Raw genomic sequence first — 25475 nt, 5'->3', positions numbered from 1 at the left:
GGGTCGCCGGGGAGCGAGCGCTGCTTACCGCCCTGGTCACGGGCGCGCCCTTGGTTAATCACTCAGTTCCGGGCCATTCGCCCTGTGCCCGGCACCAGTCGTCCGTACCATCGGCCTGTTGCTTCAATCGGTCCGCTCTCACGCAACCCCGACACGGAGGAACTGGCATGGAACTGCGCACAACGACCCGTCCGGCAGCGGACGTTCAGTCCCGGCGGCGCTTCACGACCGGAAAGGCGCTGGTGATCGGCGCCCTCCTGGTCCTGGCGGCGCCGGGCACGGCGTACGCGAACAGCGTGAGCATCACCGTGCAAACCCCCGGGGCCACCCTCGGCCCCACGGCCATCGACTCGTCGATCTCGACGAACGCCCACTGCACCAGCGGTCTCGTCTCCGGCGGCGGGATCGACCAGGCCACCGGGACGGGCACCGGCTCGAACGGCAACCACGTGCTGGGCACCGAGCCCAGCTCGGACGGCACCACCGAGTTCACCGGCACGACCGGGGTCGTCGGCACCGACGTGGCGTACTGGATCGCGAAGGGCGGCAGCGGGGGCCAGATCAACTCCTCGTTCTCGACGACCCCTTACGCGATGTGCCTGACCAGCAGCCTGATCAACCACACCCAGGTCGTCATGAACAAGGCCAACACGCCCACCACCGCGACGACCGTCGGCCTCGTGACGGCGAGCTGCCCGTCCGGCACCGTCCTGCTCGGCGGCGGCGCCCTCGTCAGCCCGAGCAACACCGGCAACCTCAAGGCGATCGCGAGCTTCCCCACCTTCAACGACGCCGCCCACGACTTCGGCAAGAAGGCCGCGGCCGACGGCAGCACCAACCCCGACTCGTGGAGCGCGGTCGGGTGGGACAACAGCACGAACGCCAGCAACGAGACGTACGCGTACGCCATTTGCAGCGGCAGCGGGATCAACGTCAGCGGCGTCACCGTGAAGGTCCGCTTCAGCGAGGCGGCCGGCCCGAACACCGGCAGCACCGGCCAGAACACGACCGTCAGCTGCGGCACCGGGGACGGGAACCTGGTCAGCGGCGGCGCGGCCGTCAGCGGCGGCAGCGTCACCACGACCGACTTCACCGGACCGGGCTCGGCAGGCGACCACCTCAACGGCAGCTTCCCGAGCGACGCGTCCGGCAACCCGGTCGGCAACGGGACCACCACGGCGGCGTCCTGGACGGCCTTCACGCACACCGGCGGCATGGGCTCGACGACCACCCACTCCGACGTGTGGGCGCTGTGCGCCAACGACGGCATCTGAGCCGGCTCCCCCAGAAAGGCATGATCCGATGACGAAGAGACTCCTGCGGACGTCCACGCTGGCGAAGGCCGCGATCCCGGGCGCGCTGCTCGCCCTGGCGGTGCCCGAGCTCGCGTACGCCGACACCGCGAGCGTCACCGTCACCTCCCCCGGCGCCACCATCGGCCCCGCGACCCCGTTCACCGGTGTCTCGGCGCACGCCGACTGCGAGGACGGCCTCGTCTCCGGCGGCGGCATCGACCAGACCACCGGCGACGACCGGGCGGGGAACGGCAACCACGTCATGGGCGTCGCGCCCGGTGCGGACGACCTGAGCGAGTTCACCGGCACGCCCGGGGTGGTCGGCGAGGACGTCACGCACTGGCTCGCGTTCGGCGGCAGCGGGAGCAACTCCAGCCCCGCGTTCTCGTCCACGCCCTACGCGCTGTGCCTGTCCGGCAACCGGATCCGGCATACCCAGGTCGTCATGAACAAGATCGCCGGACCGACGGTCTCGCAGACGTCGAAGCTCGTCACGGCCACCTGCCCGACGGGCTCGGTGCTGATCGGCGGCGGCGCGCGCACCACCCCGGCGAGCGTCGGCAGCCTGAAGCCGATCGCGAGCTTCCCCACCTTCAACGACGCCGCCCACGACCACGGGCAGAAGGCCGCCGCGGACGGGGAGACCAACCCCGACTCGTGGACGGCCGTCGGGGGCATCGGCGGCGGGCGCGACAGCGGCAACACGACGTACGCCTACGCCATCTGCACCGGGGAGGACGTCCGCACGAAGGGCCTCACCACGAAGGTCCGCTTCAGCGAGCTGAGCGGGCCGACCGTGGCCGGGACGCACCAGCTGGCGACGGTCGGCTGCGACTCCCCCGCCGAGGAAAGCCGCCACAGCGCATGGCAGCTGGTCAGCGGGGGCTCCGCCGCCAGCGGAGGCAACGTGACGACGACGGACTTCAGCAAGGCCGGGTCCGGCGGCACGCACCTCACCGGCAGCTACCCGAGTGAGCCCGACGGCACCCCGGTCGCCGACGGGTCCACCGAGCCCGCCCACTGGACCACCGACGTCCACGTCGGCGGCTCGCCCTCGCCGAACACCTCCACCGACGTCTGGGCGCTCTGCCTGAGCACCCGCCACGGGCACGGTCACGACGAGTAGCCGTCCGGATGGAGCAAGATGGCGGTGTCGGCTTTCGGGCCGGCACCGCCACTGTTGTTGATACGCCTGTATCAGTTGCGCCACCTGCTCGGAGGTTCTCGGAAGTGTCCACCCGCGTCGATCACGAACAGCGCCGCGCCCGGATCGCGGAGGCACTCCTGCGGATCGCCGACACCCAGGGGCTCCAGGCGGCGAGCATGCGGGTGGTGGCGGCGGAGGCCGGGGTGTCGTTGCGGCAGGTGCAGTACTACTTCCACACCAAGGACGAGCTGCTCATCGACGCGCTCGCCCGGCTGAGCGCGCAGCTCCAGGTGCGGATGCAGAAGTGGATCGCCGCCGCGGGCAGCCCGCCCACCCCGCGCAGCATCGTGACCGCGATCCTGTCCTGCATCCTGCCCACCGACGACGAGAGCCGGCGCATCACGCGGACCTACGCGGCGTACTACACGCTGGTCTTGAGCGAGCCGAAGCTGGCCGAGCAGCACGCCACCACGTACCCGGACATGCTGGAGTCCTTCCTCGCCAAGCAGGTCCGTGCCGCGCAGCAGGCGGGCGAGGTGGCGGCGGCACGCGACCCCGAGCTGACGGCGGCGGGCCTGCTCGCGATGACCAACGGGCTCGGGTCCAGCGTTCTCGGCGGGCAGCGGAGCGGCGAGGCGGCGCTGACGGTGCTCGGCCACCACCTGGACGAGTTGTTCGGCGCCGGCGGCCCGGAATCCCCTTCCGCCGCGAAGTGATACACCTGTATCCTCAGAGCGGCTCGGCCACTCTGCCGAGCCTTGCTTCCGAGCCATGCATCTGAGCCATGCCTCCGACCCGGAAGGTCTCTGACATGTCGAGGTTCTCCGCACTCCTCGCGGGCGCGCTGCTGACCGCGCTCGCCCTGCCCGCCGCACCGGCCCAGGCCGCGGCGCCCGATCCGGACGTGGTCGCCGCCACGGACGCCGGGCCCGTCCACGGCAGCGCCCACGACGGGTACCGCACGTTCCAGGGCATCCCGTACGCCGCCCCGCCCACCGGCGACCTGCGCTGGCGCGATCCCCAGCCCGTCACGCCGTGGTCCGGAGTGCGCGAGGCGACCGCCCCCGGCAACCGCTGCCCACAGGGCACCACCGGCGACGAGGACTGCCTGTACCTCAACGTCACCGCCCCGGCCGGGGCCGAGCGGCGCCCGGTCGTGGTCTGGCTGCACGGCGGGAGCTTCACCGGCGGCGCCGGCAGCGACTACGACCCGCACCGCATGGCTGTGGACGGCGACGTCGTCGTCGTGACGGTCAACTACCGGCTCGGCATCTACGGGTACTTCGGCTACCCCGGCCTCGCCGGCTCCGGCGACTTCGGCCTCGCCGACCAGCAGGCCGCGCTGCGCTGGGTGCGCCGCAACGCGGCCGCGTTCGGTGGCGACCCCGCGAACGTCACACTGGCGGGCCAGTCCGCCGGCGGGATGAGCGTGTGCTCGCAGCTCACCTCACCCTCGGCGGAGGGCCTGTTCGACAAGGCGATCATCCAGAGCGGGTCCTGCCTCATCGACTACCCGAAGGCGCTGTTCTGGCCGACCATCCCGGCCGGCTCGCCGTGGACCGGCCGGACCGCCGTCGAGACCGCCGGCAGCGGGCTCGGCACCACCCTCGGCTGCGCCGACATCGCCTGCCTGCGCGGCAAGCCCGCCGCCGAACTGGCCGGGCACCTGGGCGAGTTCGCCAAGCCCGCGTACGACACCCCGCTGCTGCCGGCCGAACCGGCGCAGGCCCTGCGGGACGGCCGGTTCCACCGCGTCCCGGTCCTCCAGGGCGGCAACCGGGACGAGCACCGCAGCTTCGTCGCCGTTCTGGACAAGATGCAGCCGATCACCGAGCAGCGCTACCACGACCTGCTCGCGCAGAGCTTCGGCGCACAGGCCGACGCGGTCGCCGAGCGGTACCCGGCGAGCGACTACCCCTCCCCCGCCGTAGCCTGGGCCACCGTTGCCACCGACCGGATCTGGTCCTGCCCGACGCTGCAGAGCGACCGCCTGCTCGCCCGGCACACCCCCGTCTACACCTACGAGTTCGCCGACCGCGGGGCTCCCGCGCCGCCCGGCCTCCCGGCGGGCTTCCCGTACGGGGCCTACCACGCCTCGGAGTTGCCGTACCTGTTCGACGTCGCCGGCCTGCCCGCCACGCTCGACCCGGGGCAGCAGCGGCTCGCCGACCGCATGATCCACTCGTGGACGCGGTTCGCGACCACCGGGCACCCGTGGTCGCGGTTCGACGACGGCGAGGCGCGCAGCCTGGCCCCGGGCGAGGGGGCGCGGACGGTCGACCTGGAGGACGAGCACAATTGCGACCTCTGGTTGCAGGACTCCTGACGACCGCAGCGGGGGCCGGGCCCGACCCGGCCCCCGCACTCGGCTCAGACCAGCGACTTCCCGGAGGCCACGACGACGCCGTACAGGTCGGCGATCGTCGCGAGCGCGCCGCCGCCGGACTGCTCGGCGGCAGGCGCGCCACCACCCACTGGTCGACCGCGCGCCAACTCGCCGCCGAATACCCGGAGATCGAGGTCGACGCCGACCCGATCTTCATCCGCGAGGGCGACGTCTGGACCGGCGCGGGCATCAGCGCCTGCCTCGACCTGTCGCTCGCCCTCGTAGCCGACGACTTCGGCGAGGAGCTGGCGCTGCGGGTCGCCCGGCAGCTCGTGATGTACCTGAAGCGCCCGAGCGGCCAGAGCCAGTTCAGCGTTCCGCTCGAACCCGTCTCCACCACCCGGCGCATCGAGGACCTCCGTCACCACATCGCCGGCCACCTCACCGCCCCGCTCACCGTCACCGACCTCGCCGCCCACGCCCACGTCGGCGAGCGGCAGTTGACCCGGATCTTCAAGTCCGAACTCGGCGTCACCCCGAGCGCCTACGTCGAGTCGGCCCGCGTCGAACGGGCCCGCAACCGGCTCGAGACCACCGACGAGACCCTCGAACGCATCGCGTCCACCTGCGGCTTCGGCACCACCGACACCCTCGTCCGCGCCTTCCGCCGCCGGCTCGACACGACGCCGACCGAGTACCGGCGCCGGTTCCGGACCGTCCCCGGCTGAGTTTCGCCCGCGGCCGAACCGGGGCGCGCCGAGCCTGTGGACGTAAACGACCGGACGCCCGCGGTCCGGGGACCACGGGCGTCCGGGCAGCAGATGCTGCGGTGGTACTGCGTCAGCGGCGGGCGGCGCGGCGGCGGGCGGTCACCAGGGCGCCCGCGCCGATGGCGAGCAGGGCGGCGCCGCCGGCGGCGTAGGCGATCAGCTGGGTGCTGTTGCCACCGGTGCTGGCCAGGGTCTGGGCCGGCGTCGTCGAGACCGGCTTGGCCGTCGGCTTGCCGACCGGGCCGGTCGTGTCCGCCGAGGTGGAGGGGGCCGGGCTGGTCGGCGTGGCCGCGTGGCTCGGGGTGGCCGACGGGGTGCCGGTGGTGGTCGGCGACGCCGACGGCTTGGCGGTGCTCGACGGGGTCGCCGTGGCGGTCGCGGTGGCGCTGGCCGACGGGGTCGGGTGCGGGGTGGCGGTGGCCGTGGGCGACGCCGAGGAGGTCGGCACCGGGACGGTCGGCGTGCCGGTCGGGGTCGGCGCGCAGGCCTTGCCACCGTTCCACGCCGCGATCAGGTTGTCCGGGAAGACCCCGTTCGGGTACTTCGGTGCCGGGTTGGCGACGCCGTCGAACTTCTTGTCGCCGTTGTACAGGTCGATCTGGCCGAAGCACTTCGGCAGGTCGGCGGCGATGTCGAGGGTCGCCTGGCGCTTCTCGTGGTTGAGCGTGGTGGTCGCCCAGCCGAGGAAGGTCTGCTTGCCCGAGGTGGCCCAGGTGGGGCCCTCGGTGTCGTAGGAGGCCAGCGAGATCTTGTAGTCGCAGCCCTCGCCGGCGTCGCCGGCCAGGCGGACCTGGATGACGCCGTGCGGCTCGGACATCCGGCCGTTGTCGACCCAGGTCTTGCCGCCGTCGACCGAGTACTGGACGGAGGTGTCGCCGCACAGGCGCTCGCCGACGGCGTGCGCGGTGCCGGCGGTCAGAAGCGGGGCGCCGACGGCTATGCCGAGGGCGGCGAGGGCCGGAAGGGTCCGGCGCAGCGAGAGATGCAAGAGGAAGCTCCCTGAGTACGTGTGCACAGTGAGGTGGGGCTCACCGCTCCGCCCGGTCCGGTTCGGGTTCGTCCGACCCGGGCCGGGGCTGAGCATGTGTGAGAGCGGTGACGGTACCGGATGGCGACGGAACGCAGGCAACCAGGTCGGCATCTACGGCCTGACGGCTGGTCAACCTGTCAGGCGGCGTACCCGCGGATGGCCGGGTCCTCGGCGAGTTCGGCCAGGAGGGCGTCCAGCTTCGCGCGGTCGACCGAGGGCATCACGAAGACGTGCACGTAGGTGCGGCGGGTGGACTCGTCGCCCGGGACCATCACCACGTCCTGCGAGGACAGCGACCACTTCGCCACCAGCCCGGCGCTGGGCTTGCGGAACCGCACGGTGACGGCGCCCGGGGTGCGGGCCGGCCAGAGCTCGACGCCGAGCTCCTGCTCCATGGCCAGCAGGCGCCGCTCCAGGTAGTCGGCCAGTTCCTGGGCGCTGCGGATGCGGTCCACCTGGTCCTGGTAGGAGTGGCGGGACAGGTGGTCCCAGAGGATCAGCGGGGAGAAGCCGTTGCGGGAGCCGGCGAACGTAGTGTCGGGCGCGCCTATGTAGTCCGGCTGGGACGGCGGCGAGATCTGGTACTTCACCTTCGTCATGTAGATGCCGCACGGCCACGGCGCACCCGCCCACTTGTGGCCGCTCATCGCGATCGAGGAGACCATGTCGACCTCGCCGGACTCCGCGGTGGGCAGTGTGAGTCCGAAGTCGAACTCGGGCAGCTCCGTCTCCGGGGTCCAGCCGTACGCCGGGTCCTGGGACGCCATCCGCAGGAACGGCGCGTAGCCCGCGCCGAGGGCGCCGTCCACGTGGATCCAGAAGCCGCGGCGCACGTCGACCAGCGGCTCCCCGGTCTGCGGGTCCGTCCCGTGGGCCACCTCGCGCCGGACCAGGCCGTGCCGCTCGAAGATGGGCAGCAGGCGCTCGCAGACCGTCCGCACGTCGTCGTGGGCGCCCTTGAAGGTGCTGCCGAGGTTGAGGTTGACGAAGATCGGGTGCCCCTTGGCGGCGAAGAACTCGACCAGGGCGGCGAGCGCGTCGACGTCGATCTCGCCCGGGCCGTCCCAGGGGAGCCCCGACGGACCCGGACGGGACGGCACCTCGGTGGGCCACTCGCGGCGCCCGGTGACCGGGTCGGCCAGCGGGCACTCGTCCGGGTACAGCTCCAGGCCGACCGCGTGGAACGTCTCGACGGCCAGCACCCGGACGGCCTTGGCGAAGGAGTAGTGGGTGTCCTCGGAGTAGAACGCCACCGGGCGGTGGGCGTTCGGGTTGGCCCGGTCGGGCGCGGCCCCGACGTAGCGCAGCGCGTCGAAGGGGACGGCCGGCGGCTGGATCAGCGCCTTGCCGCTCAGGTAGTCCCGGGCGTTCCAGAGCGCGTACATGTTGCCCTCGGTCGAGCCCATGGACAGCATGTAGCCCCAGTACGACTCGGGGTCGGCGGGGTCGTGCGGGCGCTTCGCGTTCCACAGCTTCGCGTAGTAGTCGAGGACGGCGCGCTCGACGACCTTGGTGTTCGGCTTGTAGCCGCCGCTCTGGAACGGGTCGCCGAGGTTGTTGATGTTGTTCGGCATGAACCGGGCCAGGTCCAGCGCGGTGCCCTGCATGTCCTGGGTGGCCTGGTAGCCGACCAGGTGCTTGCGCTTGCGCGACAGGTACTCGTCCACCGTGTCCAGCGCGCGCAGCCGCTGCGCGTCGTCCAGCCCGGCCGCGGGGAGCTCGAACTCGCCGCCGTCGAGCTCCGGACCGGGGTCGACGGCGGTCGGGGCGGCGAAGGTGGCGGTCGGGCTCATGGGCAGGGCACTCCGGGGTCGGTGGGGGCGAGGGCCTGTGGGGGGGCTCTCGGTGAGGGCGACGGGCGTTCGCCACTCGCGGGCCAGGATGGAACTTTCCGGCGCCCTTGGGAAGCTCGTCCGAAGAAAGTTCGACCGAGGCCCGTTCGGGTTTGCGAATCGACGGAACCAGCTGGAATCCTGGCGGGCATGCCGAACAATCCGCAGCCCCGGCGGACGCCCATCGACGACGTGGACCGGGCGATCATCCGCGCCCTGGCCGACAACGCCCGCATCCCGAACAACGCCCTCGCCGACGCGGTGGGCATCGCCCCCTCCACCTGCCTGGCCCGCGTGCGCTCGCTCCAGGAGCGCGGCATCATCCGCGGCTACCGCGCCGAGGTGGACCCTGCGGCCATCGGGCTGCCGCTCCAGGCGATGATCTCGGTCCGCCTGCGCGCCCACACCCGCGAGCAGAACGAGAGCTTCCGCAGCACCGCCCCCGACCTGCCCGGCGTCCTCGCCGTCTTCCACATGGCCGGCTCCGACGACTACCTCCTGCACGTCGGCGTCGCCGGCCCCGAGTCCCTCCGCGACTTCGTCGTCGACCACCTCACCACCCACCCGGCGGTGGCCCAGACCCGCACCAACCTGATCTTCGAGCAGATACCGGGCCGCCGGTACCTCGCACCCCCGCGCTGACCTCGGCGGGAAGGGCCGCGCTCGCTGTCAGTGGTGATCGCTAGGGTTTCGCTCGCTGATCACCGGATGAACGTGCGCCCGGTGGCGGCCACGGCATGCGAGGAGGGGCTGTGCGGCGCTGGGAGTTCGTCGGTGACGGGTCTGCGAAGTTCTGGGAGGCGGCGGTCGAGGGCGCGTCGGTGCGCGTGCGCTACGGCCGGATCGGCGCCGAGGGGCGCGTCCAGGTGAAGGAGCTGGGCTCCGGCGACGCGGCGCGGGCGCAGTTCGACAAGCTGGTGGCGGAGAAGGAGCGCAAGGGCTACGCCGAGGTCGCGTCGGCCGCCACAGCCGGGGCCGCACCTCGCACGGAGCCGGAGCCTGCCGGGCTGCCGGACGAGGACACCTTCGTCCTCCCCGCCGCCTGGCGGAAGCACGTCCAGCCGCGGCGCGGGGGTGTGGTGCGGGCCGTGACCGCGCCCTCCCCTGACGCGGAAAGCCGTGGCGTGCAGCGCATCGCGTCCGAGCGGGACTCGATCGAGAACGTGCTGGCCGCCCCGCACGCCGATCCGACACTGGTCCGCGCCGCCGGTGCCTACCTGGCCGGGGAGGCCGATCCGCTCGGCGCCGCTGTGGTGTGCGGCCTGCTGCCGCCCATGTGGCGGACGGGCGACACGGTGGAGACGCCGTTCCCGGACGCGTGGGTGGCGCAGCACGGGCTTCCGTTCGCCGCCCGCGCGGTGGTGGAGCTCGTGGAGGTCGAGGTCGGCTGGCAGCAGCGGGGCGGGAGCCGGACCGACCCGAGGCTGCGGTTCCGGGGCCCGACGGAGCACATCCCGCAGCACGTCGTGCAGGCGCCGGCGGACCGGGTACGGGCACTGCTCGCCGCCGCGGACGAGGCGACGTACCAGGAGACCGTCACCGCGCTCGCGACCTGCCGCACCACGCCGCACCGCCGCGTCCTGGCGGCCTATCTCGCGCCGGGCACGCCGGGGTGGGCCGACGACTGCATCGACGACGAGCCCGGCTACGGCGACGACGGCCGCTACCTGCGGTCGCTGCTGCTGCACTCGCTCGACGATCCGGGTCAGGTCGAGCGCCTCGGCCCGGCCCCGGACGTGATGTGGAACAGCTGGTCGGTGGGGCTCATCGGCACGCTCGCCGACGGTCTCGGGACGGCCTGCGTACCGTTCCTCGGCCGGGCGATCGAGAAGGCCTACGGCTCCCACCAACTGCGCGGCACCGCCTCGGCGGTGGCGCACTTCCCGACCGACGACGCCTTCCGCCTCCTGGTCGCCCGGCTGGACGACAAGCACGCCCGGCCCGGCCTCCAGGAGGCCATGCAGCGCTTCCCGGCCCGGGCCACCCGGCTGCTCGCCGAGGCGGCGTCCGGGGAGGGCAAGAACGCGACGGCCGCGCGGCAGCTCCTCAACACCCATGTGCTGATGAACCGGGCCCACCTGCCCGAGCTGCTGGCCCAACTCGGCGAGGCCGCGGCGGAGTTGGTCCGCTCGCTCGACGGCATTCGGGAGCGCGTCGCCGAGGCGGCGCCGGAGGCCGTGCCGGCCGTGCTGGTCTCGCCGCCGTGGACGCGCAAGCGCACAGCCCGCAAGCCGCGCGTGCTCGACATTCCGCAGCCGGACGACGCACCGCAGTTGGCGTGGCTCGCCGGCGAGCGGGAGCGCTGGGCCCGGGTGGACTCCGAGGGGTGGGAGTACCCCGAGTCGACCGACTGGGCGGCGGAGGCGCGCAAGGTCCTCTCCAACCACCTCCCCAGCCTTTGGTACGCAGCCCCGCTGCTGGTGCAGGGGCCTGCGGAGGTGCTCGCCCCTTGGGTCGAGAAGTGGCAGCCCACGTCCTTGTACGGCGGGCCGGAGTTCCTGCGCCCCGTCGTCGCCAAGTACGGCCCGGCGGCACTGCCGATGGCCGTCTCGGTGGCACTGGCCAAGCCGGCGAACTACGCGCCGCTGCTGCTCCCGTTCCTCGACGGCGACGTCGCGCGGATCATGGCCGACGGCCTGGTCCGGCTCAAGTCGCTGCAGCCGACCGCCCGTTCGTGGTTCGCCCGGCACGGGATCCCGGCCGCCCTGCTGCTCGTCCCCGACGCGGTCGGCCCGGCCGGCCGGGAGCGGACTGCCGCGGAGCACGCGCTGCGCCTGGTCGCGGCGGACGGAGGGACCGACGCCGTCCTGGCCGCCGTGACCGCCCGCCACGGCGACGAAGCGGCGGCGATCGTCGCCGAGGCGCTGGCCGCGGACCCGCTGGAGAACGCCCTGCCCGCCAAGTTGCCCGTCCTGCCCGCCTGGGTGCAGCCGGCCGTGCTGCCGCAGCTGCTGCTCACCGAGGGCGGGGCACTGCCGGAGGAGGCCGTCCGGCACGTGCTGACCATGCTCGCCCTGTCGAAGCCCGCCGACCCGTACCCCGGGCTCGCCGTGGTCGTCGAGGCCTGCCGCGCCGACTCGCTGGCCGCGTTCGCCTGGGCCCTGTTCGAGGAGTGGCGGCAGGCCGGCATGCCCGCCAGGGAGAGCTGGACGCTGCACGCGCTCGGGTTCCTCGGCGACGACGGGACGGTCCGCAGGCTCACCCCGATCCTGCGGGACTGGCCCGGGCAGGGCGCGCACCACCGCGCCGTCGAGGGCCTGGGCGTCCTGGCGGGCATCGGCAGCGACGTCGCACTCCTGCACCTCCACGCCATCGCCCAGCGGGTGAAGTTCAAGGCACTCAAGGAGCGCGCCCAGGAGAAGATCGCCGAGGTCGCGGAGGGTCTGGGCCTCACCGGCGAGCAGTTGTCGGACCGTCTGGTCCCCGATCTCGGCCTCGACGCGGACGGGACCACGGTCGTCGACTACGGTCCGCGCCGCTTCACCGTGGGCTTCGACGAGCAGCTGCGCCCCTTCGTGCTGGACGCCGACGGCAAGCGGCGCAAGGACCTGCCCGCCCCCGGTGTCCGGGACGACCAGGAGCTCGCCCCGGCCGAGCGCAAGCGCTTCGTCGCGCTGAAGAAGGACGTCCGGGCCATCGCCGCGGACCAGATACGCCGGCTGGAGGCGGCCATGGTCGCCGGGCGCAGCTGGACGGCGGCGGAGTTCCGGGAGCTTTTCGTCCGGCACCCGTTGGTCCAGCACCTCGTCCGGCGCCTGGTCTGGTTCGCGGACGGCGCCGGAGGTGTGACGGCCGCCTTCCGTGTCACCGAGGACGGCGCCTTCGCTGACGTCGACGGCGGCGGGTTCGTCCTCGCCGAGGATGCGGCCGTCCGCCTCCCCCACCCGCTGCACCTCGGCGGGGCCGTGACGGCGTGGTCGAAGCTCTTCGCCGACCACGAGATCCTGCAGCCCTTCCCGCAGCTCGGCCGGGCGGTGCGGCAGGTGTCGCCGGAGGAGGCCGCCGCCAACCAGCTGCACCGCTTCGAGGGCTGCACCGTGCCGGTGGGGCGCCTGCTCGGCCTGACCAAGCGGGGGTGGGAGCGCGGCGAGCCGCGGGACGCCGGGATAGAGCGCTGGTTCTCCAAGAAACTCGCGGACGGCTGCTACCTGGTCATCCAGCTCAACGACGGCATCTGTGTCGGCGCGCTCGACGTGTTCCCCGACCAGACCTTCGAGACGGTCTGGCTGGCCCCGGCGCCGGGCGACTACCGGTGGAGCCACCGCTACCCGCAGACCTTCGGCGACCTCGACGCGGTCGTCGCCTCCGAGCTGCTCGTCGACCTGGAGGAGGTGACGACTGCCAGGTGACCTCTGGCGGGCACTCAGCTCGCAATCCTTGATGGGGTCCTGACACGACATGGGGTTACCTTGAGGTAACTTTATGCCGACATTCGGGTGAACATTCCCGGACCCTCATGAAGGACTTGTGCATGCTCGATCACCGCCCCACCCGTTCCCGCCGCCGGATCGCCGGCTCCGCGGTGGCCCTCACCGCCGCCGTCACCGCCACCCTCGGCGTCCTGCCCACCGTTCCCGCCGTCGCCGCCCCGGCGCCGGCCACCGCGCCGGCCGACTCCACCGCGCAGGGCGACGCCACCCCGTACCTGGACGCCGTCGAGGCGACGCTGCGTCAGGTGTCGCCCGGGCTGGAGGGATCGGTCTGGCAGCGGACGGCGGGCAACCGGCTCGACGCCCCGGCCGGGGACCCGGGCGGCTGGCTGCTGCAGACGCCCGGGTGCTGGGGCGATCCCGCCTGCGCCGACCGGCCCGGCACCCGCCGCCTGCTCGACGCGATGCGCGAGAACATCGCGCGAGCCACCCGCACCGTCGATATATCGACGCTCGCGCCGTTCCCGGACGGCGAGTTCCAGGATTCGATCGCGGCCGGCCTCAAGGCGTCGGTCGCCGCCGGCCACCAGCCCCATGTACGGGTCCTGGCCGGTGCCGCGCCGCTCCTCAACATCAGCGCGCTCCCGTCGAAGTACCGCGACGACCTGGTGGCCAGGCTCGGCGACGCCGCGCCGAGCGTCACGATCGAGGTCGCCTCGATGACGGCCTCCAGGACGGCCTTCTCGTGGAACCACTCCAAGCTGCTGGTCGTCGACGGGCAGAGCGTCATCACCGGCGGGATCAACAACTGGAAGAAGGACTACCTCGACACCGCCCACCCGGTCACCGACGTCGACCTTGCACTGAACGGCCCCGCCGCCGCCTCCGCCGGCGCCTACCTGGACACCCTCTGGGACTGGACCTGCCGCAACACCGGGACGTTCTCCGCCGCCTGGTTCGCCTCCACCAACGGCACCGGCTGTACCCCCGACCTGGAGCAGCGGCTCAACCCCCCGGCCGAGCGTGTCACCGCGACCGGCAATGTCCCCGTGATCGCCGTCGGCGGCCTGGGCGTGGGCATCCGCACCTCCGACCCGTCCTCCGCCTACCGCCCGGACCCCGTCCCGAACCCCGGCGACGTCAAGTGCGGCCCGATCGGACTGCACGACAACACCAACGGCGACCGCGACTACGAGACGGCCAACCCGGAGGAGAACGCCCTTCGGGCGCTGGTCTCCGCCGCCGGGAGCCACATCGAGATCTCCCAGCAGGACCTCAACGGCACCTGCCCGCCGATGCCCCGCTACGACGCGCGGCTCTACGACCTGCTCGCGGCCAAGCTCGCCGACGGCGTGAAGGTCCGCATCGTCGTCAGCGACCCGGCCAACCGCGGCGCGGTCGGCAGCGGCGGCTACTCGCAGATCAAGTCGCTCGACGAGGTCGGCGACGCCCTCAGGTCCCGCCTCGCCGCCAGGCTCGGCGACCCGGCGCAGGCCCGGACGGCCATGTGCCGGAACCTCCAGCTCGCGAGCTTCCGCGCCGCCCCCACCGCGACCTGGGCCGACGGCCACCCGTACGCCCTGCACCACAAGCTGGTCTCGGTCGACGGATCCGCCTTCTACCTCGGGTCCAAGAACCTCTACCCGGCCTGGCTCCAGGACTTCGGCTACGTCGTCGAGGACCGCACCGCCGCCACCCAGCTCGACGAGCGGCTGCTCGCGCCGCAGTGGCAGTACTCGCAGGCCACCGCGACGTACGACTACAGCCGCGGCATCTGCCAGGGCTGACGCTCCGTCAGAGTTCTGATCCGCCCGCGAGCAGGCGGTGCCCGAGCCCCGTGCAGCTGTGGTGGACCGCGCGGCCGCTCCTGACGGTGGCGACCAGACCGGCCCGGCGCAGCGCGCGGGCGTGTTCGGAGGCGGAGGCGAGGCTGATGCCCAGGAGCTCGGCGAGCTGACTGGTCGTCGGCTCGCGGCCGGTCAGGCGCAGGACGGCGGCGCGCGTGCGGCCCAACAGGGCGGCAAGCGGGTCGTCGTCCGGCCCTGGCGTGGGTTCGTCCAGGCACGGCAGCGGGGTGAGCGCCGGGTAGACCATCAGCATGCCCTGCGGGTACCGGCCGACCAGGGGCCCGCCGGCCCACTGCGCGGAGGGCATCAGCACCAGCCCGGCGCCGTCCGGCCGGACGTCCAGCTCGCGTCCGGCCGGGATCTCCAGGGTGCTGCTCCGCCACCGGCTGCCCGGATACAGGCCCGCCAGCATCCCGCGCAGGCCGCGTTCGCGCTGGATCCGGCCGCGCCAGGCGAGGTCGTTGTCGAAGCCGGCCCGCAGGCGCGGCCAGGCGGTGCCGACCAGGGCCGGGTAGGCGGAGCGCATCGCCCGTTCCAGGTACTGCCAGGCGTCCCGGTCCTGGTCGGCGAGGTGGCGGAGCAGGGTGGTGGCGGGGAGTCCGGCCGTGGTGATCCTGGTCAGTTCGGTGCGCACCTGGGTGGCGGTGGAACGGCGTACCAGGTCCATGCCCTGGTCGAGGTCGGCGCTGGGCGGGTCGAGGAAGAGCGGGCCCGCTCCGGTGGGCGGCACCAGCTGCCGCAGCGGGGCCACGGCAGCCCGGGTGCGGGCGGTGCCCAGGGACCGGCGCCAGCGGGTGAATCCCGGGCCTCCGTCGCCGCGTTGCAGCATCGCCACGGCCAGGCCGAGCTCCAGCAGCGGCGCGGGCCCGTCGGCGAACCGGACGCTCAGCAGGTCCTCGGCAGTGAAGTGGATGCGCAGCACCGTTCCCCCGATCTCCGCGGCCTCGCTGGTTTCGGCCCCCGCGGCCTCGCTCGTTTCGGCCTCCGCCGAAAGCATCGCGGGCGCCGCCCCCGCCGTCCGACGATAGCCACCGCGCCCCCTGCGGGGGAGGGGGCGCGCACCCGTCCGTCGCGAGGAGGCCCACCATGTCCGTACGCTCCGCCCGACCGCTCGTGGTCGCCGCACTGGCCGCCGTCCTGCTGGCCGCCGCTCCTGCGGCCCAGGCACGAACGGGGGATGACGGGGGCTGGCAGCCGTACCGGAGCGCGCCCGAGGACTTCCCGGCGGGCGCGCTCTGCCCGTTCCACCTGTACATCGGGATCCTGGTGGAGGGTGAGGAGACCAAGGTGGCCGCCCGCTACCCCGACGGCTCGCCGGCGAAGGTGCTGTGGCGCGGCCCGCTGGAGCTGCGCTACACCAACCTGGACACCGGGCGCAGCGTCGACCGCGACCAGAGCGGCAAGGCCACCCTCTACCACCTGCCGGACGGCAGCAAGCTCTGGCTGATCCCCAGGACCTCCCACATCAGCGCCCAGGTCCACGCCGGGAACCCGTACCACGCGCCCGGCGACTTCCTGTTCAGCGGCGGTGTGACGCTGCTGGTCCACCCGGACGGGCAGCCGCAGGTGCTGGAGCAGCACCAGGTGGAGAACCTCTGCGAGACTTTGGCCTGACGCCAACCTTGCGGACCTTCTCCCCCCACCTTCCTCTCCGAACTTAGGCCCCGACACTGACAACTCCGTGCCGCGCGGCCCGACAACCCTCCCCGCCCGTCACGCGGGGTAGCGTGCCGATTGCCATCGGTAGTGCATCGCCTCGGCGACAGGTCGGTCAGATCAGCGCCCTGGACTGCCAGTGGCCGAACTGGTCGAGCGGGTCGCCGTCGAGCGTCCACGGCCAGGCGGTGACCGTGTCGCCGAGCACGCGGAACGTGTCGGCGCTCTCGCGCACGCGGCCGGCCCGGACCAGGGCGAAGGCGAGCAGGTTGAGATCGGCCAGGGCAGCCGCGTGCCGCAGGTGGCCGGGGCGGGACCAGTGCAGCGCGGTGTCCAGTGCGCGCGTGGCCCGGCTGCCCGCCCACTGGCGGCGGGCCAGAAGGGCCTCGACGCCACCCCGGGCGACGATGCGGACGTCCTCGTCGACCAGCGCGGTCAGCTCCACGCCGACAACCGGTGCGGTCGACGGCGCGGAGCTCCGGACCGTTTCCACGAAGTCCAGCTGGCTGCTGCGCGAGCCGCACTCCTCCGGCGACAGATAGCGCAGCATCTGCAGATGCGCCTCACGGTTCCACGGGTCGCGCGCGGTCACCTCGTACCAGACGGGGAACAGCTCGCGCGAGTCCGCGCGCATCAGGCGCAGGATCCCGAGCATCACCACCCAGGGCGCGGGATCGCCGCCGAGGGCGTCGGCGGCACGACGGCAGCGGTCGACGGCAGCCCCGGCGTCCTCCATCCGTCCCGTGTGCCGGCCACGGCACAGTTCGACCCACGCCTCGAAGACCAGCGGGTCGGCACTGCGCGAGCGGCGCATCCGCCAGGAGCGCGCGAGCGCCGACGGAGCGGCGGCCTCGGCGAGCACGGCGAAGCGGTGCGTGCGGCGGTCCCAGTCCGCACCGGCCGCCTGGAGCAGCCGCTCGACCTGGTCGATCTGGATGTCCTGCTGGCCCGGCATCCCGGGGGAATTCAGCTGTCGCCGCACGCGACCGAGTTCGACGTCGTCGAGTTCCGGCCGAAGGCGCGGGCCGGAAGCGCGAAATCTTCGAAAGATCGACACGCGCCGCAGCCTAAGCCCCCGGCGGAATTCCGGACAGCCCTCGGAGGGAATCGTTATTTACCGGCGGGCCCGGTGAACCTACCGTCCCGTACAGCCATCGGAAGGGCACCCGACCTGCGGAAACGGAGCATGATCACGCGCGCGCGAATCCGGTTCGCGGATCGCCGATTCCATCGCCTTGATCGCTTTCGAGAATATGACTGCACGTCAGGAATATGGGCGGAACGGCGCACTCATCACATTCTCACTTTCCCTGCGGGCGAGGCCGCCGCGATAGGATCCGCGCAGCGGGCCCGGCCGGAGGATGCGCCGGGTCGCCGGGGCAGGAGGGCGGGATCATGACGATCGCACTACGGACGTTCGAGGCCAAGGACGGCTGGCCGGCACTGCGGCGGCAGTTCGCGGGCCGCCTCCCCGAGGCGGACCTCGCCCTGCTGGACGAGGCGGTCGCGTTCGCCGCGGACCGGCACGGCGCTCAGCGCCGCCCGGCCGGGGAGCCTTACCTGGAGCACCTGTTGGAGGCCGTGCGCGTCCTGGTCGACGGCCTCGGAGTGACCGACGTGGACGTGCTGCGCGCCGCCGCGCTGCACGACGTGGTGGAGGACACCGACTGCACGCTCGGCGAGGTGCGCGAGCGCTTCGGACCGCGGGTCGCGGAGCTCGTCGACTGGGTGACCAAGGCTCCCCGGGCGGAGGGCGAGTCCCGCGAGGAGGCCCGGTCGGCCTACCTGACCAGGCTTCAGGGAGCGCCGCAGGACGTCCTGTTGGTCAAGCTGGCCGACCGGCTGAGCAACGTGCAGCGCCTGGACACCCACCCGCGGCCGGAGAAGCGCCGCTCCTACTACCAGGAGACGCTCCGCAGCGTCGTGCCGCTGGCGCAGGCGCACCCGTGGTTCGACGAGTGGTACGCCACCTGGACCGAGGCGTTCGCGCACCTGGGCTAGGGTGTCGGCCTCCGAGACGAACCTCGGGGCGCTGGAATCCGCCCGGGCGGCCTGCCCCCTGCCCGGGCGGGGCGTGGGCGCGGTCAGGCCAGGCGCTCCTTGATCAGGCGGGCCGGGCGGTCGACTCCCTCGTCGATCTGTTCCAGCGTCACGACGCTCACGGAGAGCCGGAGTTGGGTCTCGGCCTCGGGGGCGTCGCGGAAGTGCCGCATCGGGCCAGGTGCTGTACGACCGGGGGCGCCGGGCCGAGGCCCGCCGGCACTGGGAGCGGGCGCTCGAACTCGCCACCGAGCAGGGCCGGCTGACGCGGCAGGTCGAGCAGGTGAAGGCGCGGCTTGCGCAGCGCGGGCCGTAGCGGGACCGGTTGCGGCGCCCGGGCGGCGGTCAGCCGCGCCAGGACCGGGCCGACGAGGTCGCCGCTCCGGCCGCGCCCGTGGAGGTGGCCGGGCGGGCCGGCGCCGCGGGGCGCAGGAAGTCCGGGTCGGCCGCCGAGGTGGTCGTCCGCACGCCCGGGGCCGCCGGGCCGGTCGACGTCCCGCTCGCCGGTGCGGCCGAGGTCCGCGGGGCCGACGCAGGCTGTGCCGACGCCGGTTGTGCCGCCGAGGTGCGGCGCGCGGCCGGGAAACCGGGCACGGCCGCGGGCGTGCCACCGTCCGGGACGACCCGCTCGATCCGCAGCACCAGGTTGCGGTCCTGGCGGTCGCCGGCCCGGTCGCGGTTGCGGCTGTGCACCAGCTGCGTGAGCACCCCGCGGATCTCCTGCCAACGCCCCTGCACCGCACGGACGTTGGGGCACCACTCGCCCTGGTGGCGGTGCTCCAGGTCGAGCTGCCAGCGCTCGGCGTCCACGAGGTGGACCGCGCCGACCGTACCGGGCATCTCGACCGGCGCGGCGCCCCGGACCGTCACCACCGCCCGCTGCGGCCACTGGCCCTCCACCGCCGTCACCGTGATCCGGCTCGGCCCCTGGTACCAGGCCATCGCTGTCCTCCCGCGTCCGTCCTCGTGCCGGCTGCCGACCGGCCTCAGTTGGTACCACGGACGATGCACCCGCCGAGGTTCGACCGGATCTCTTCCGCGCGGCGCAGCTGAACCGCGCGGCGGCCGGGAGCCGTTCAACGAGGCGGCACCCCGGCCCACGCCGCCCGCAGGTGGCCACATCCGACCGCATCCCTGGGGAGACAGCAACGTGACCAGCACGGCGACACGGCGGCGGACGGCCCTGGTCCCCGGGGCGGAGGCGCCCGGCGGTCCGGCGCCACGGGGACGGTGAACCCCAGAGTGCGCGGGGGCCGTATAGCTGGACGGGGTGCCGCCCGTGCGGGCTCCGACGATCGAGCAGGGAGGCGCACGCCCATGGCCGAGGTGGAGCCTCACCGGACATCCGCCGGGGCCGTCCGGCCCACCGTCCGGGGTCCGCGATGAGTGCGGCGCACGCCGGGACGGCGGCCGAGCCGGCCCCGCGGCGCCGCTTCGGCCGCCGCAGCGCGCCGGCCGCCACGGCGCCCGCGCGCCGGCCCGCGCGCTCGACCCTGCGACCGCTCGGGCCGCACTACGTCATCGCCCCGCCCGAGGTGGGCGATGACGAGCTGTCGGCGGCCATGGGCAGCCTGCGCCCGGTCCCGAACGCCCTCGTCGTCGTGGCCGCGGCGGCCGACGCCGCCCCGGTGCTGCGCGAGCAGATGGCCGAGCTCGGGCTGATCGCCAGGACGCGCGGCGCGTCCAGCCTGATCCTGGCCGCCTCCGGCCTCGCCGCGCTCGGCCCGGGCGGCCGACGCCCCGCCGAACTGGTCGCCGACAAGGCCGGGCTCGCGGTGGTCGCCCCGGACGGCCTGGTCTCCATCCAGCCCGACGGCACCTTCAAGCTGACCGCGCCCGAGGGCTGCCACGAGCCCGCGACGTGGTGGAACTGCCCGCCCGGAGGCCGGCCCCGACGACTGCGCGAGACCGTGGAGGCGGCGACCACGGTCGAGGTGGCGCAGGCCCGGCCGGAGGCCGGACTGTGGCCGGCGCCGGTGGGCCCCGCATGGACCGTCACCGGGGCCGGGGCATGGCCGCCGCCCACCGTCCCCGTCCCCGCCCCCTCGCCGCCCGCCGTCCCCGTCCCCGCCCCCTCGCGGACCGTCGCCGCGACCGGGCCGACCGCGCTGCCGGCGTCCGTCTCCGTCCACCGGCTGGCCTCCGGCTTCTGGCTCAGCCACGTCACGGCCCGTCCCGAGGGCCCGATGCCGTTCCTCCAGCAGCTCGCGACGCCGCCCGGGACGACCCCCCTGCTGGTCGGCACCCCCGCCCAACCCGTCCTCGCCCCTGACGAGTTCGCCGACGCCGCGCTGTCCCTGCCGATCGGCTCGGACCAACTCGTGGTCAGCGCCCCCTGGGCGGACCCCGGTTCGCTCGCCGTCATGTCCGGGACGCTCGCCGAGCGGCTCGGACGGCCGGTGCACGCCTCGATCGGCCTCCCGGTGGCGGGCGAGGGCGCGTACACCTCCCGGGTGCTCGACCACCGGGGTGCCACCACCTGGGAGCCGTACCTGCTCCGGCTGACCTCGGCCGGCCGCCACGACACCGTCAGCTCCGCCTGGCGCAACGGCGGCGCCGCGTGGCAGACGGTGGGCCCGGGGGTCTTCCGCGCCTTTCCGTTCTGGTGCCTGGAGGCCGTCCCGGCCGGGCTCTGGCTCCGCCCCGAGCCGCCGTACGCCTGGGCACCGCGCTTCCTGCGCCCCGACCCGGCGCACCCGTTGCTCGTCGTCGGCGAGCAGGCCCGGCTGATCCCGCACGACGTGTGGGAGCAACTGGCAGCCCTGCTCGACCAGTTGCCCGCACCCGGCGTCCGGGGGTTCGGACTGCTGCTGCACGGGCTGGTCGACTCGGCCTCCGAGAGCAGCGCCCGGTTCTTCGCGCGCATGCACGACCTGGTGTGGCTCAACGCTCCGGCCCACCCGAACGCGGGGCAGCAGGCCGGCCCGCCCACGGCTCTTCCCGCCTCCTACGCGGTGGGCGGCGGCTGGGCCGGCGTTGTCGGCGCGCCCGCCGTACCCGAGCGGTTCGCCCTGCCTTCGCGCGCGGGCGAGGCGCGGGTGCCGGGGCCGGCCGTGGCCACCGCTCCGGTGCCGGTCGGGCCCGTCGCTCCCGGCCCGGCCATCCCGACCGGACCGGTCCTGCCCATGGCCACCGACCCCGGACTGCCCGCGCCGACGGCGCCGCCCGCCGGTCTTGCGACCAGCAGCGAACCCCCGGCGACCACGGCGTCCGTGCCGGCCGCGCCCGAACCGACCACCGCCACGGCCACCGCCACGGCCACGGCCACCGCCACCGGGCGTCCCGGGGAACGGCCACCCGCCGCCCCCGAACCGGCCCTGGTCACCGGGCCCGTCCGGCCGGCCGAACCCGTCCCGGAGCCCAACCCCCTGCCGGACCCGGCCCCGGACCCGGCCCCCGACCCCGAGCCGACGCCGCCCACCCCCGGCGAACCGACCGGACCGGCACCGGAGTTGCCCCCGCCGCCCCCGCAGCCGGAACCCGTCGAGCCCGCGCAGCCCGCCGCTCCGGCCCCGGTCTCCCCCGCCCTCGCTGCGCGCTACTTCGGCGCGCCGGACGTCCTGCCGCTCGCCCCGGTGAGCAGCGCCGCCGACCGGGACGCGTTCCGGACCCTCCTCGGCGACCGCTACCAGCGCTGCGCGGGACGCGTCGAGCCGGCCGTCACCCGGCTGCCGGGCCTGCGGTCCACCGGCCGGGACGACTTCAAACCCGACCTGGTCGCGGTCCTGCTGCACCACGAGGACTCCGGCGCGCCCGCCGGCCGGGCCGCGCTGATCGCCGAGGCCCGGAGCGGCGCCCCGGGCCCGCTCGGCCCGTACCTCGCCTGCCTGGCCTCGGGCCTGCGCCGGCTGCCGAGCCACCACGGCGCGGTCCTGCTGGGTGCGGACCTTCCGCCCGAGGCACTGGAGGCGTACGCGCCGGGCCTGGCCCTGGTCGAACCGGCGCCGGTCGCCGGTCTGTCCTCGCCCGCGGCCGAGCTCGGCACCCCGGTGGAGTTCGTCGTCTGGTCGACCACCGGGCGCCGGACCGCCGCCTTCGGGGCCGACGGGGAGGTGCCCCAGGTCGCCTTCCCGCCCGGGACCGGCCTCGTCGTGGTCGAGGTCGCCGCCGGGGACGGTGCGGCCCGCCCCGCCCGGGTGCTGCTGCGCGAGGCCACCGGCCCGTCGGCGGCGGGCTCCGAGGCCGAGCGGGACCGCAGCGCCCGCGACCGCCTGCGCGCCTGGCTGGAGCGCCGGGACAAGGTGGCGCCGGCCGACCGCCGGGCGGTCGTCCGCCCGGAACGCTTCCGTCTCACCCCGGGCGCGGTCCTCCCGGAGCCCCGTCCCGAGGCCGGTCCCGAGGCCGGTCCCGAGCCGGCTCCCGCACCCCCTTCGGTCGATGCCGACGTCGGTTCCGACCCGCCCGCCGAGGTCTGACCGGACACCGGCCGGCCCTCCCTCCCACTCGCCCCCGGATCACGCATGACGTCCGAACACGCCCGCCCGTCCCGGCCGAAGGCCCTGCACGTCGCCGTGGCCGCCGTGCTGATCACCGGAACGACGGAGTGGGGCGGCTGCCCGTGCAGCCGCCCCACTCACATCTGTGTTTCTCCTTGCAGGTTCAGGGCCACGAGGAGCCGCCCCGGTCCGTCTGCCCCCGTGACGGGCGGAGCCGGGGGACACCGGTCGACGTCAGAACCGGATCTTCTGCTTCGAGGTCAGGGCGGCCAGCAGGACCGGGAGCTTCTCCACGGCCCGCCGGGAGACCTCGACCGTCTGCACGGTGTCGTTCACGAAGTCCCGCACGATGACGGTGAACGTGCCGTCCTCCTCGGTCAGTTCGGCCGTGTACAGCAGGGATTCCATCGTCGGTTCCTTTCGCGTTCCTGAGGTCGCATTCCTGGGGTCGCGTTCCTGAGGTCGCATTCCTGGGGTCACGTTCCTGGGGCGGACCCGCCCTACGCCCTTCCGAGCCAGGCGCGCCAGACCTGGGTGGCCTTGTCCTCGTCGGCGTCGGCGGCGAACAGGTGGTGGCCCAGCCAGATCGGCCAGTTCCAGGAGCTGCCGTCGAAGAAGCGGTAGAGCCCGTCCTGGGTGCGCAGCCCGATGAAGTCCTCGGTCAGGTAGTCGATTTCCGCGTCGAGCGGGTCGATGCCGTCGGGGGTGAGCCGGAGCCGGTCGCCGGCCGCGCTGCCGTCGGGGACGCCGAGGCGGCGGCGCAGGGCCGCGAACGCCTCCGGTCCCGCCGGCGGCGCGGACTGCTCGGCCCGGACGTAGGTGGCGGGGCGGCCGTCGAAGTGCTCCAGGTACTGGCGGAGGCTGTGCTGGTAGAAGTCGATGTGCTTGTCGGCGGCGTCCGCCTTGGTGTCCCAGTTGGCGTCCGGCGTCCCCTCGTGCACCCAGTGGATCCCCATGCTCAGGGTGGCACCGCCGTCCTCGCGGCCGTCGATGTCGTAGTGCAGGGTGTTGGAGAAGCCCTTGTCGTCGGCGTAGCGGATGACGAGGCGGTGCGGCGGCTCCCAGGCGAGCACCTTGGACGGCCCGCGGGAGACCTCTCCGCCGACGCGCGGCTCGATCTCCATCGGGTACAGCCAGCCGACGTTGCCTGCACCGGTCGCGACCGCGTGCCAGACCCGCTCGGGGGCGGCCGTCAGCCGGTACTCGCGGTCTGCGGTGAATTCCCGGGCCATGGTGGGGACTCCTTCGGATGTCGGGGTGGTGGGTCAGTACGCGACGGGCAGTGCGGCCAGCCGGCGTTGCAGCGGGTTGGGCCGCCAGTTCAGGGGGTCGCCGGTCAGGCGCAGCTCCGGGAGCCGGCGGACCAGGGTGCCGATGGCGGTCTCGGCCTCCAGCCGTGCCAGGGGTCCGCCGAGGCAGAAGTGCGGTCCGTTGCCGAAGCTCAGGTGCCGGTTGCCGGGGCGGGTGAGGTCCAGCCGGTCCGGGTCGTCGAAGCGCTCCGGGTCCCGGTTGGTCGCCGCGAGGACCAGGTACACCAGGTCTCCCTCGGGCAGGGTCCGCCCGCCGATCCGGAGTTCCTCCGCGACCGCCCGGATGATGACCTGCGTGGGGGTGTCGTAGCGCACCAGTTCGTCGACGGCCTGGCGGATCAGGGCCGGTTCCGCGCGCAGCCGCGCCAGTTGCCCGGGGTGGCGCAGCAGGGCGAGGGTGCCGTTGCCGATGAGGTTGGTCGTGGTCTCGTCGCCCGCGGTGATGAGCATGAAGCAGGTGGAGAGCAGTTCCTCGTCGGTGAGCTGGTCGCCGCGGGCCTGGGCGGTGACGAGGGCGCTGATCAGGTCGTCCCCGGGCTCGGCGCGGCGCCGGTGGATCAGCCGGGAGAGGTAGTCCTCGAACTGCCCGACCACCGCCTCGGCCTGCTCGACGTCCTCGCTGAGGTTGCCGAGGACGCGGAACCAGGCCGTGACGTGGGCGCGGTCGTCGTCCGGGATGCCGAACAGCTCGCAGACCACCGTGTCGGGCAGCGGTGCGGCGAGGTCGCGGATGACGTCCATGGTCGGCCCGGCGGCCACGGCCGCGTCGAGCAGGCGGTCGACGATCTCCTGGAGCCGGGTGCGCAGGGCCTCGATCCGGCGGGCGGTGAAGGCCTTGTTGACGAGCTTGCGCAGGCGGGCGTGGTCCGGCGGGTCGGTGTTGGTCATGACCCGGCCGAGGCGGCTGGTGAGCCGGCTGAGGCTGCGGAGGTTCCCGTCGCGGGCGGAGAGCGCGGCGGTGATCCGCTCGCGGTCGTTGGACAGCCGCAGGTCGCCGAGGGCGGTCTCGACGTCGGCGTACCGGGTCAGGTACCAGATGCCCCGGGGGCTGCGGTGGACCGGGTCCTCGCGGCGCATCCGGGCGTACAGCGGGTACGGGTCCCGCCGGAACCCGGGGGTCTGCATTTCCGCGGTGTAGTCGCCGGGCGCCCCTGGGACTCCCGGGGTGCGCTCGGCGGGGCGGGCGTCGGTCGTGGGTGTCACGACTGCGCGTTCATGGCGTCGACGAGGCTCTTGGGCCGCATGTCGGTCCAGTTCTGCTCGATGTGGTCGAGGCAGGCCTGGCGGGTGTCCTCCGGGTGGGCGACGGTCCAGCCGGCGGGGACGTCGGCGAAGGCGGGCCAGAGGGAGTGCTGGCCCTCGTCGTTGACCAGGACGAGGTAGCGGGCGTCGTCGTCCTCGAACGGGTTGGTCATG

Annotated in this window: 21 protein-coding genes and 1 pseudogene; 12 read left to right on the top strand and 10 right to left on the bottom strand. The window is 73.9% G+C overall.

What is annotated here, in order from left to right; all coding sequences use genetic code 11:
• Window positions 1-167 precede the first annotated feature (167 nt).
• The 5 genes and pseudogenes from KV557_RS11225 to KV557_RS11205 form a co-directional block, all read left to right on the top strand.
• On the top strand, window positions 168-1274 hold the full coding sequence (locus KV557_RS11225; RefSeq protein ID WP_256177243.1) for a hypothetical protein: 1107 nt from the start codon (window positions 168-170) through the stop codon (window positions 1272-1274).
• Window positions 1275-1302: 28 nt separating this feature from the next.
• Complete coding sequence (locus KV557_RS11220) at window positions 1303-2421, top strand: hypothetical protein (protein ID WP_218199687.1); 1119 nt, start codon at window positions 1303-1305, stop codon at window positions 2419-2421.
• Between the two features lie 104 nt (window positions 2422-2525).
• A complete protein-coding gene (locus KV557_RS11215) occupies window positions 2526-3158 on the top strand; it encodes a TetR/AcrR family transcriptional regulator (protein WP_308129849.1) in 633 nt (210 codons plus the stop codon).
• 95 nt (window positions 3159-3253) lie between these two features.
• Entirely contained in the window at window positions 3254-4768 is a 1515-nt protein-coding gene (locus KV557_RS11210; protein ID WP_218199685.1) for a carboxylesterase/lipase family protein, read from the top strand.
• A gap of 107 nt (window positions 4769-4875) precedes the next feature.
• Window positions 4876-5496: pseudogene (locus KV557_RS11205) on the top strand (GlxA family transcriptional regulator); the annotation flags it as partial.
• 112 nt (window positions 5497-5608) lie between these two features.
• Here the strand turns inward: KV557_RS11205 and KV557_RS11200 are convergent.
• Window positions 5609-6526 (bottom strand): hypothetical protein, encoded by a 918-nt coding sequence (locus tag KV557_RS11200; RefSeq protein ID WP_218199684.1) that lies wholly within the window; start codon window positions 6524-6526, stop codon window positions 5609-5611.
• A gap of 179 nt (window positions 6527-6705) precedes the next feature.
• A complete protein-coding gene (locus tag KV557_RS11195; protein WP_218199683.1) occupies window positions 6706-8361 on the bottom strand; it encodes a histidine decarboxylase in 1656 nt (551 codons plus the stop codon).
• A gap of 189 nt (window positions 8362-8550) precedes the next feature.
• On the opposite strand from KV557_RS11195, the gene KV557_RS11190 reads away from it, so the two are divergent.
• The 3 genes from KV557_RS11190 to KV557_RS11180 all read left to right on the top strand — a co-directional run bounded on the left by KV557_RS11190 (window position 8551) and on the right by KV557_RS11180 (window position 14557).
• On the top strand, window positions 8551-9042 hold the full coding sequence (locus KV557_RS11190; protein ID WP_218199682.1) for an Lrp/AsnC family transcriptional regulator: 492 nt from the start codon (window positions 8551-8553) through the stop codon (window positions 9040-9042).
• Window positions 9043-9152: 110 nt separating this feature from the next.
• On the top strand, window positions 9153-12749 hold the full coding sequence (locus KV557_RS11185; RefSeq protein WP_218199681.1) for a DUF4132 domain-containing protein: 3597 nt from the start codon (window positions 9153-9155) through the stop codon (window positions 12747-12749).
• A gap of 122 nt (window positions 12750-12871) precedes the next feature.
• Window positions 12872-14557 (top strand): phospholipase D-like domain-containing protein, encoded by a 1686-nt coding sequence (locus tag KV557_RS11180; protein ID WP_218199680.1) that lies wholly within the window; start codon window positions 12872-12874, stop codon window positions 14555-14557.
• 7 nt (window positions 14558-14564) lie between these two features.
• Here the strand turns inward: KV557_RS11180 and KV557_RS11175 are convergent, their stop codons facing one another.
• Window positions 14565-15614 (bottom strand): ArsR/SmtB family transcription factor, encoded by a 1050-nt coding sequence (locus tag KV557_RS11175; protein WP_218199679.1) that lies wholly within the window; start codon window positions 15612-15614, stop codon window positions 14565-14567.
• Between the two features lie 89 nt (window positions 15615-15703).
• On the opposite strand from KV557_RS11175, the gene KV557_RS11170 reads away from it, so the two are divergent.
• The gene (locus KV557_RS11170) at window positions 15704-16231 is read left to right on the top strand and encodes a hypothetical protein (protein WP_218199678.1); all 528 of its coding nucleotides are present in this window, start codon (window positions 15704-15706) and stop codon (window positions 16229-16231) included.
• 157 nt (window positions 16232-16388) lie between these two features.
• Here the strand turns inward: KV557_RS11170 and KV557_RS11165 are convergent, their stop codons facing one another.
• Window positions 16389-17228: a hypothetical protein gene (locus tag KV557_RS11165; protein ID WP_218199677.1), complete on the bottom strand. Its 840-nt coding sequence runs from the start codon at window positions 17226-17228 to the stop codon at window positions 16389-16391.
• Between the two features lie 440 nt (window positions 17229-17668).
• Between KV557_RS11165 and KV557_RS11160 the strand changes: the two genes are divergently transcribed.
• A complete protein-coding gene (locus KV557_RS11160; protein WP_218199676.1) occupies window positions 17669-18274 on the top strand; it encodes an HD domain-containing protein in 606 nt (201 codons plus the stop codon).
• Between the two features lie 83 nt (window positions 18275-18357).
• Here the strand turns inward: KV557_RS11160 and KV557_RS42485 are convergent, their stop codons facing one another.
• On the bottom strand, window positions 18358-18486 hold the full coding sequence (locus KV557_RS42485; RefSeq protein ID WP_256177241.1) for a hypothetical protein: 129 nt from the start codon (window positions 18484-18486) through the stop codon (window positions 18358-18360).
• A gap of 8 nt (window positions 18487-18494) precedes the next feature.
• On the opposite strand from KV557_RS42485, the gene KV557_RS42480 reads away from it, so the two are divergent.
• Window positions 18495-18629, top strand: a complete 135-nt coding sequence (locus KV557_RS42480) for a hypothetical protein (protein ID WP_256177240.1) — start codon at window positions 18495-18497, stop codon at window positions 18627-18629.
• Window positions 18630-18658: 29 nt separating this feature from the next.
• Here KV557_RS42480 and KV557_RS11155 read toward each other — a convergent pair whose 3' ends face one another.
• Window positions 18659-19255 carry a hypothetical protein gene (locus tag KV557_RS11155; protein WP_218199675.1) on the bottom strand — a complete coding sequence of 199 codons (597 nt, stop codon included), beginning with the start codon at window positions 19253-19255 and terminating at the stop codon, window positions 18659-18661.
• A 440-nt stretch (window positions 19256-19695) separates the two neighbouring features.
• On the opposite strand from KV557_RS11155, the gene KV557_RS11150 reads away from it, so the two are divergent.
• Window positions 19696-22728 carry a hypothetical protein gene (locus KV557_RS11150; RefSeq protein WP_218199674.1) on the top strand — a complete coding sequence of 1011 codons (3033 nt, stop codon included), beginning with the start codon at window positions 19696-19698 and terminating at the stop codon, window positions 22726-22728.
• Between the two features lie 255 nt (window positions 22729-22983).
• Here KV557_RS11150 and KV557_RS11145 read toward each other — a convergent pair whose 3' ends face one another.
• The 4 genes from KV557_RS11145 to KV557_RS11130 form a co-directional block, all read right to left on the bottom strand.
• Window positions 22984-23157, bottom strand: coding sequence for a hypothetical protein (locus KV557_RS11145; protein WP_218199673.1), 174 nt, complete (start codon window positions 23155-23157; stop codon window positions 22984-22986).
• Between the two features lie 92 nt (window positions 23158-23249).
• A complete protein-coding gene (locus tag KV557_RS11140) occupies window positions 23250-23981 on the bottom strand; it encodes an SRPBCC domain-containing protein (RefSeq protein ID WP_218199672.1) in 732 nt (243 codons plus the stop codon).
• Between the two features lie 33 nt (window positions 23982-24014).
• Window positions 24015-25262, bottom strand: coding sequence for a cytochrome P450 family protein (locus KV557_RS11135; RefSeq protein WP_308129848.1), 1248 nt, complete (start codon window positions 25260-25262; stop codon window positions 24015-24017).
• A complete protein-coding gene (locus KV557_RS11130; RefSeq protein ID WP_218199671.1) occupies window positions 25259-25474 on the bottom strand; it encodes an MbtH family protein in 216 nt (71 codons plus the stop codon). Before KV557_RS11130 ends, KV557_RS11135 begins: the two co-directional genes overlap by 4 nt.
• Between the last annotated feature and the right edge of the window lies 1 nt (window position 25475).

Source organism: Kitasatospora aureofaciens, from assembly GCF_019192735.1.
GTDB lineage: Bacteria > Actinomycetota > Actinomycetes > Streptomycetales > Streptomycetaceae > Kitasatospora > Kitasatospora aureofaciens_A.
The sequence above is the reverse complement of the archived record's forward strand: the minus strand, read 5'-3'. Positions and strand labels throughout refer to the sequence as shown.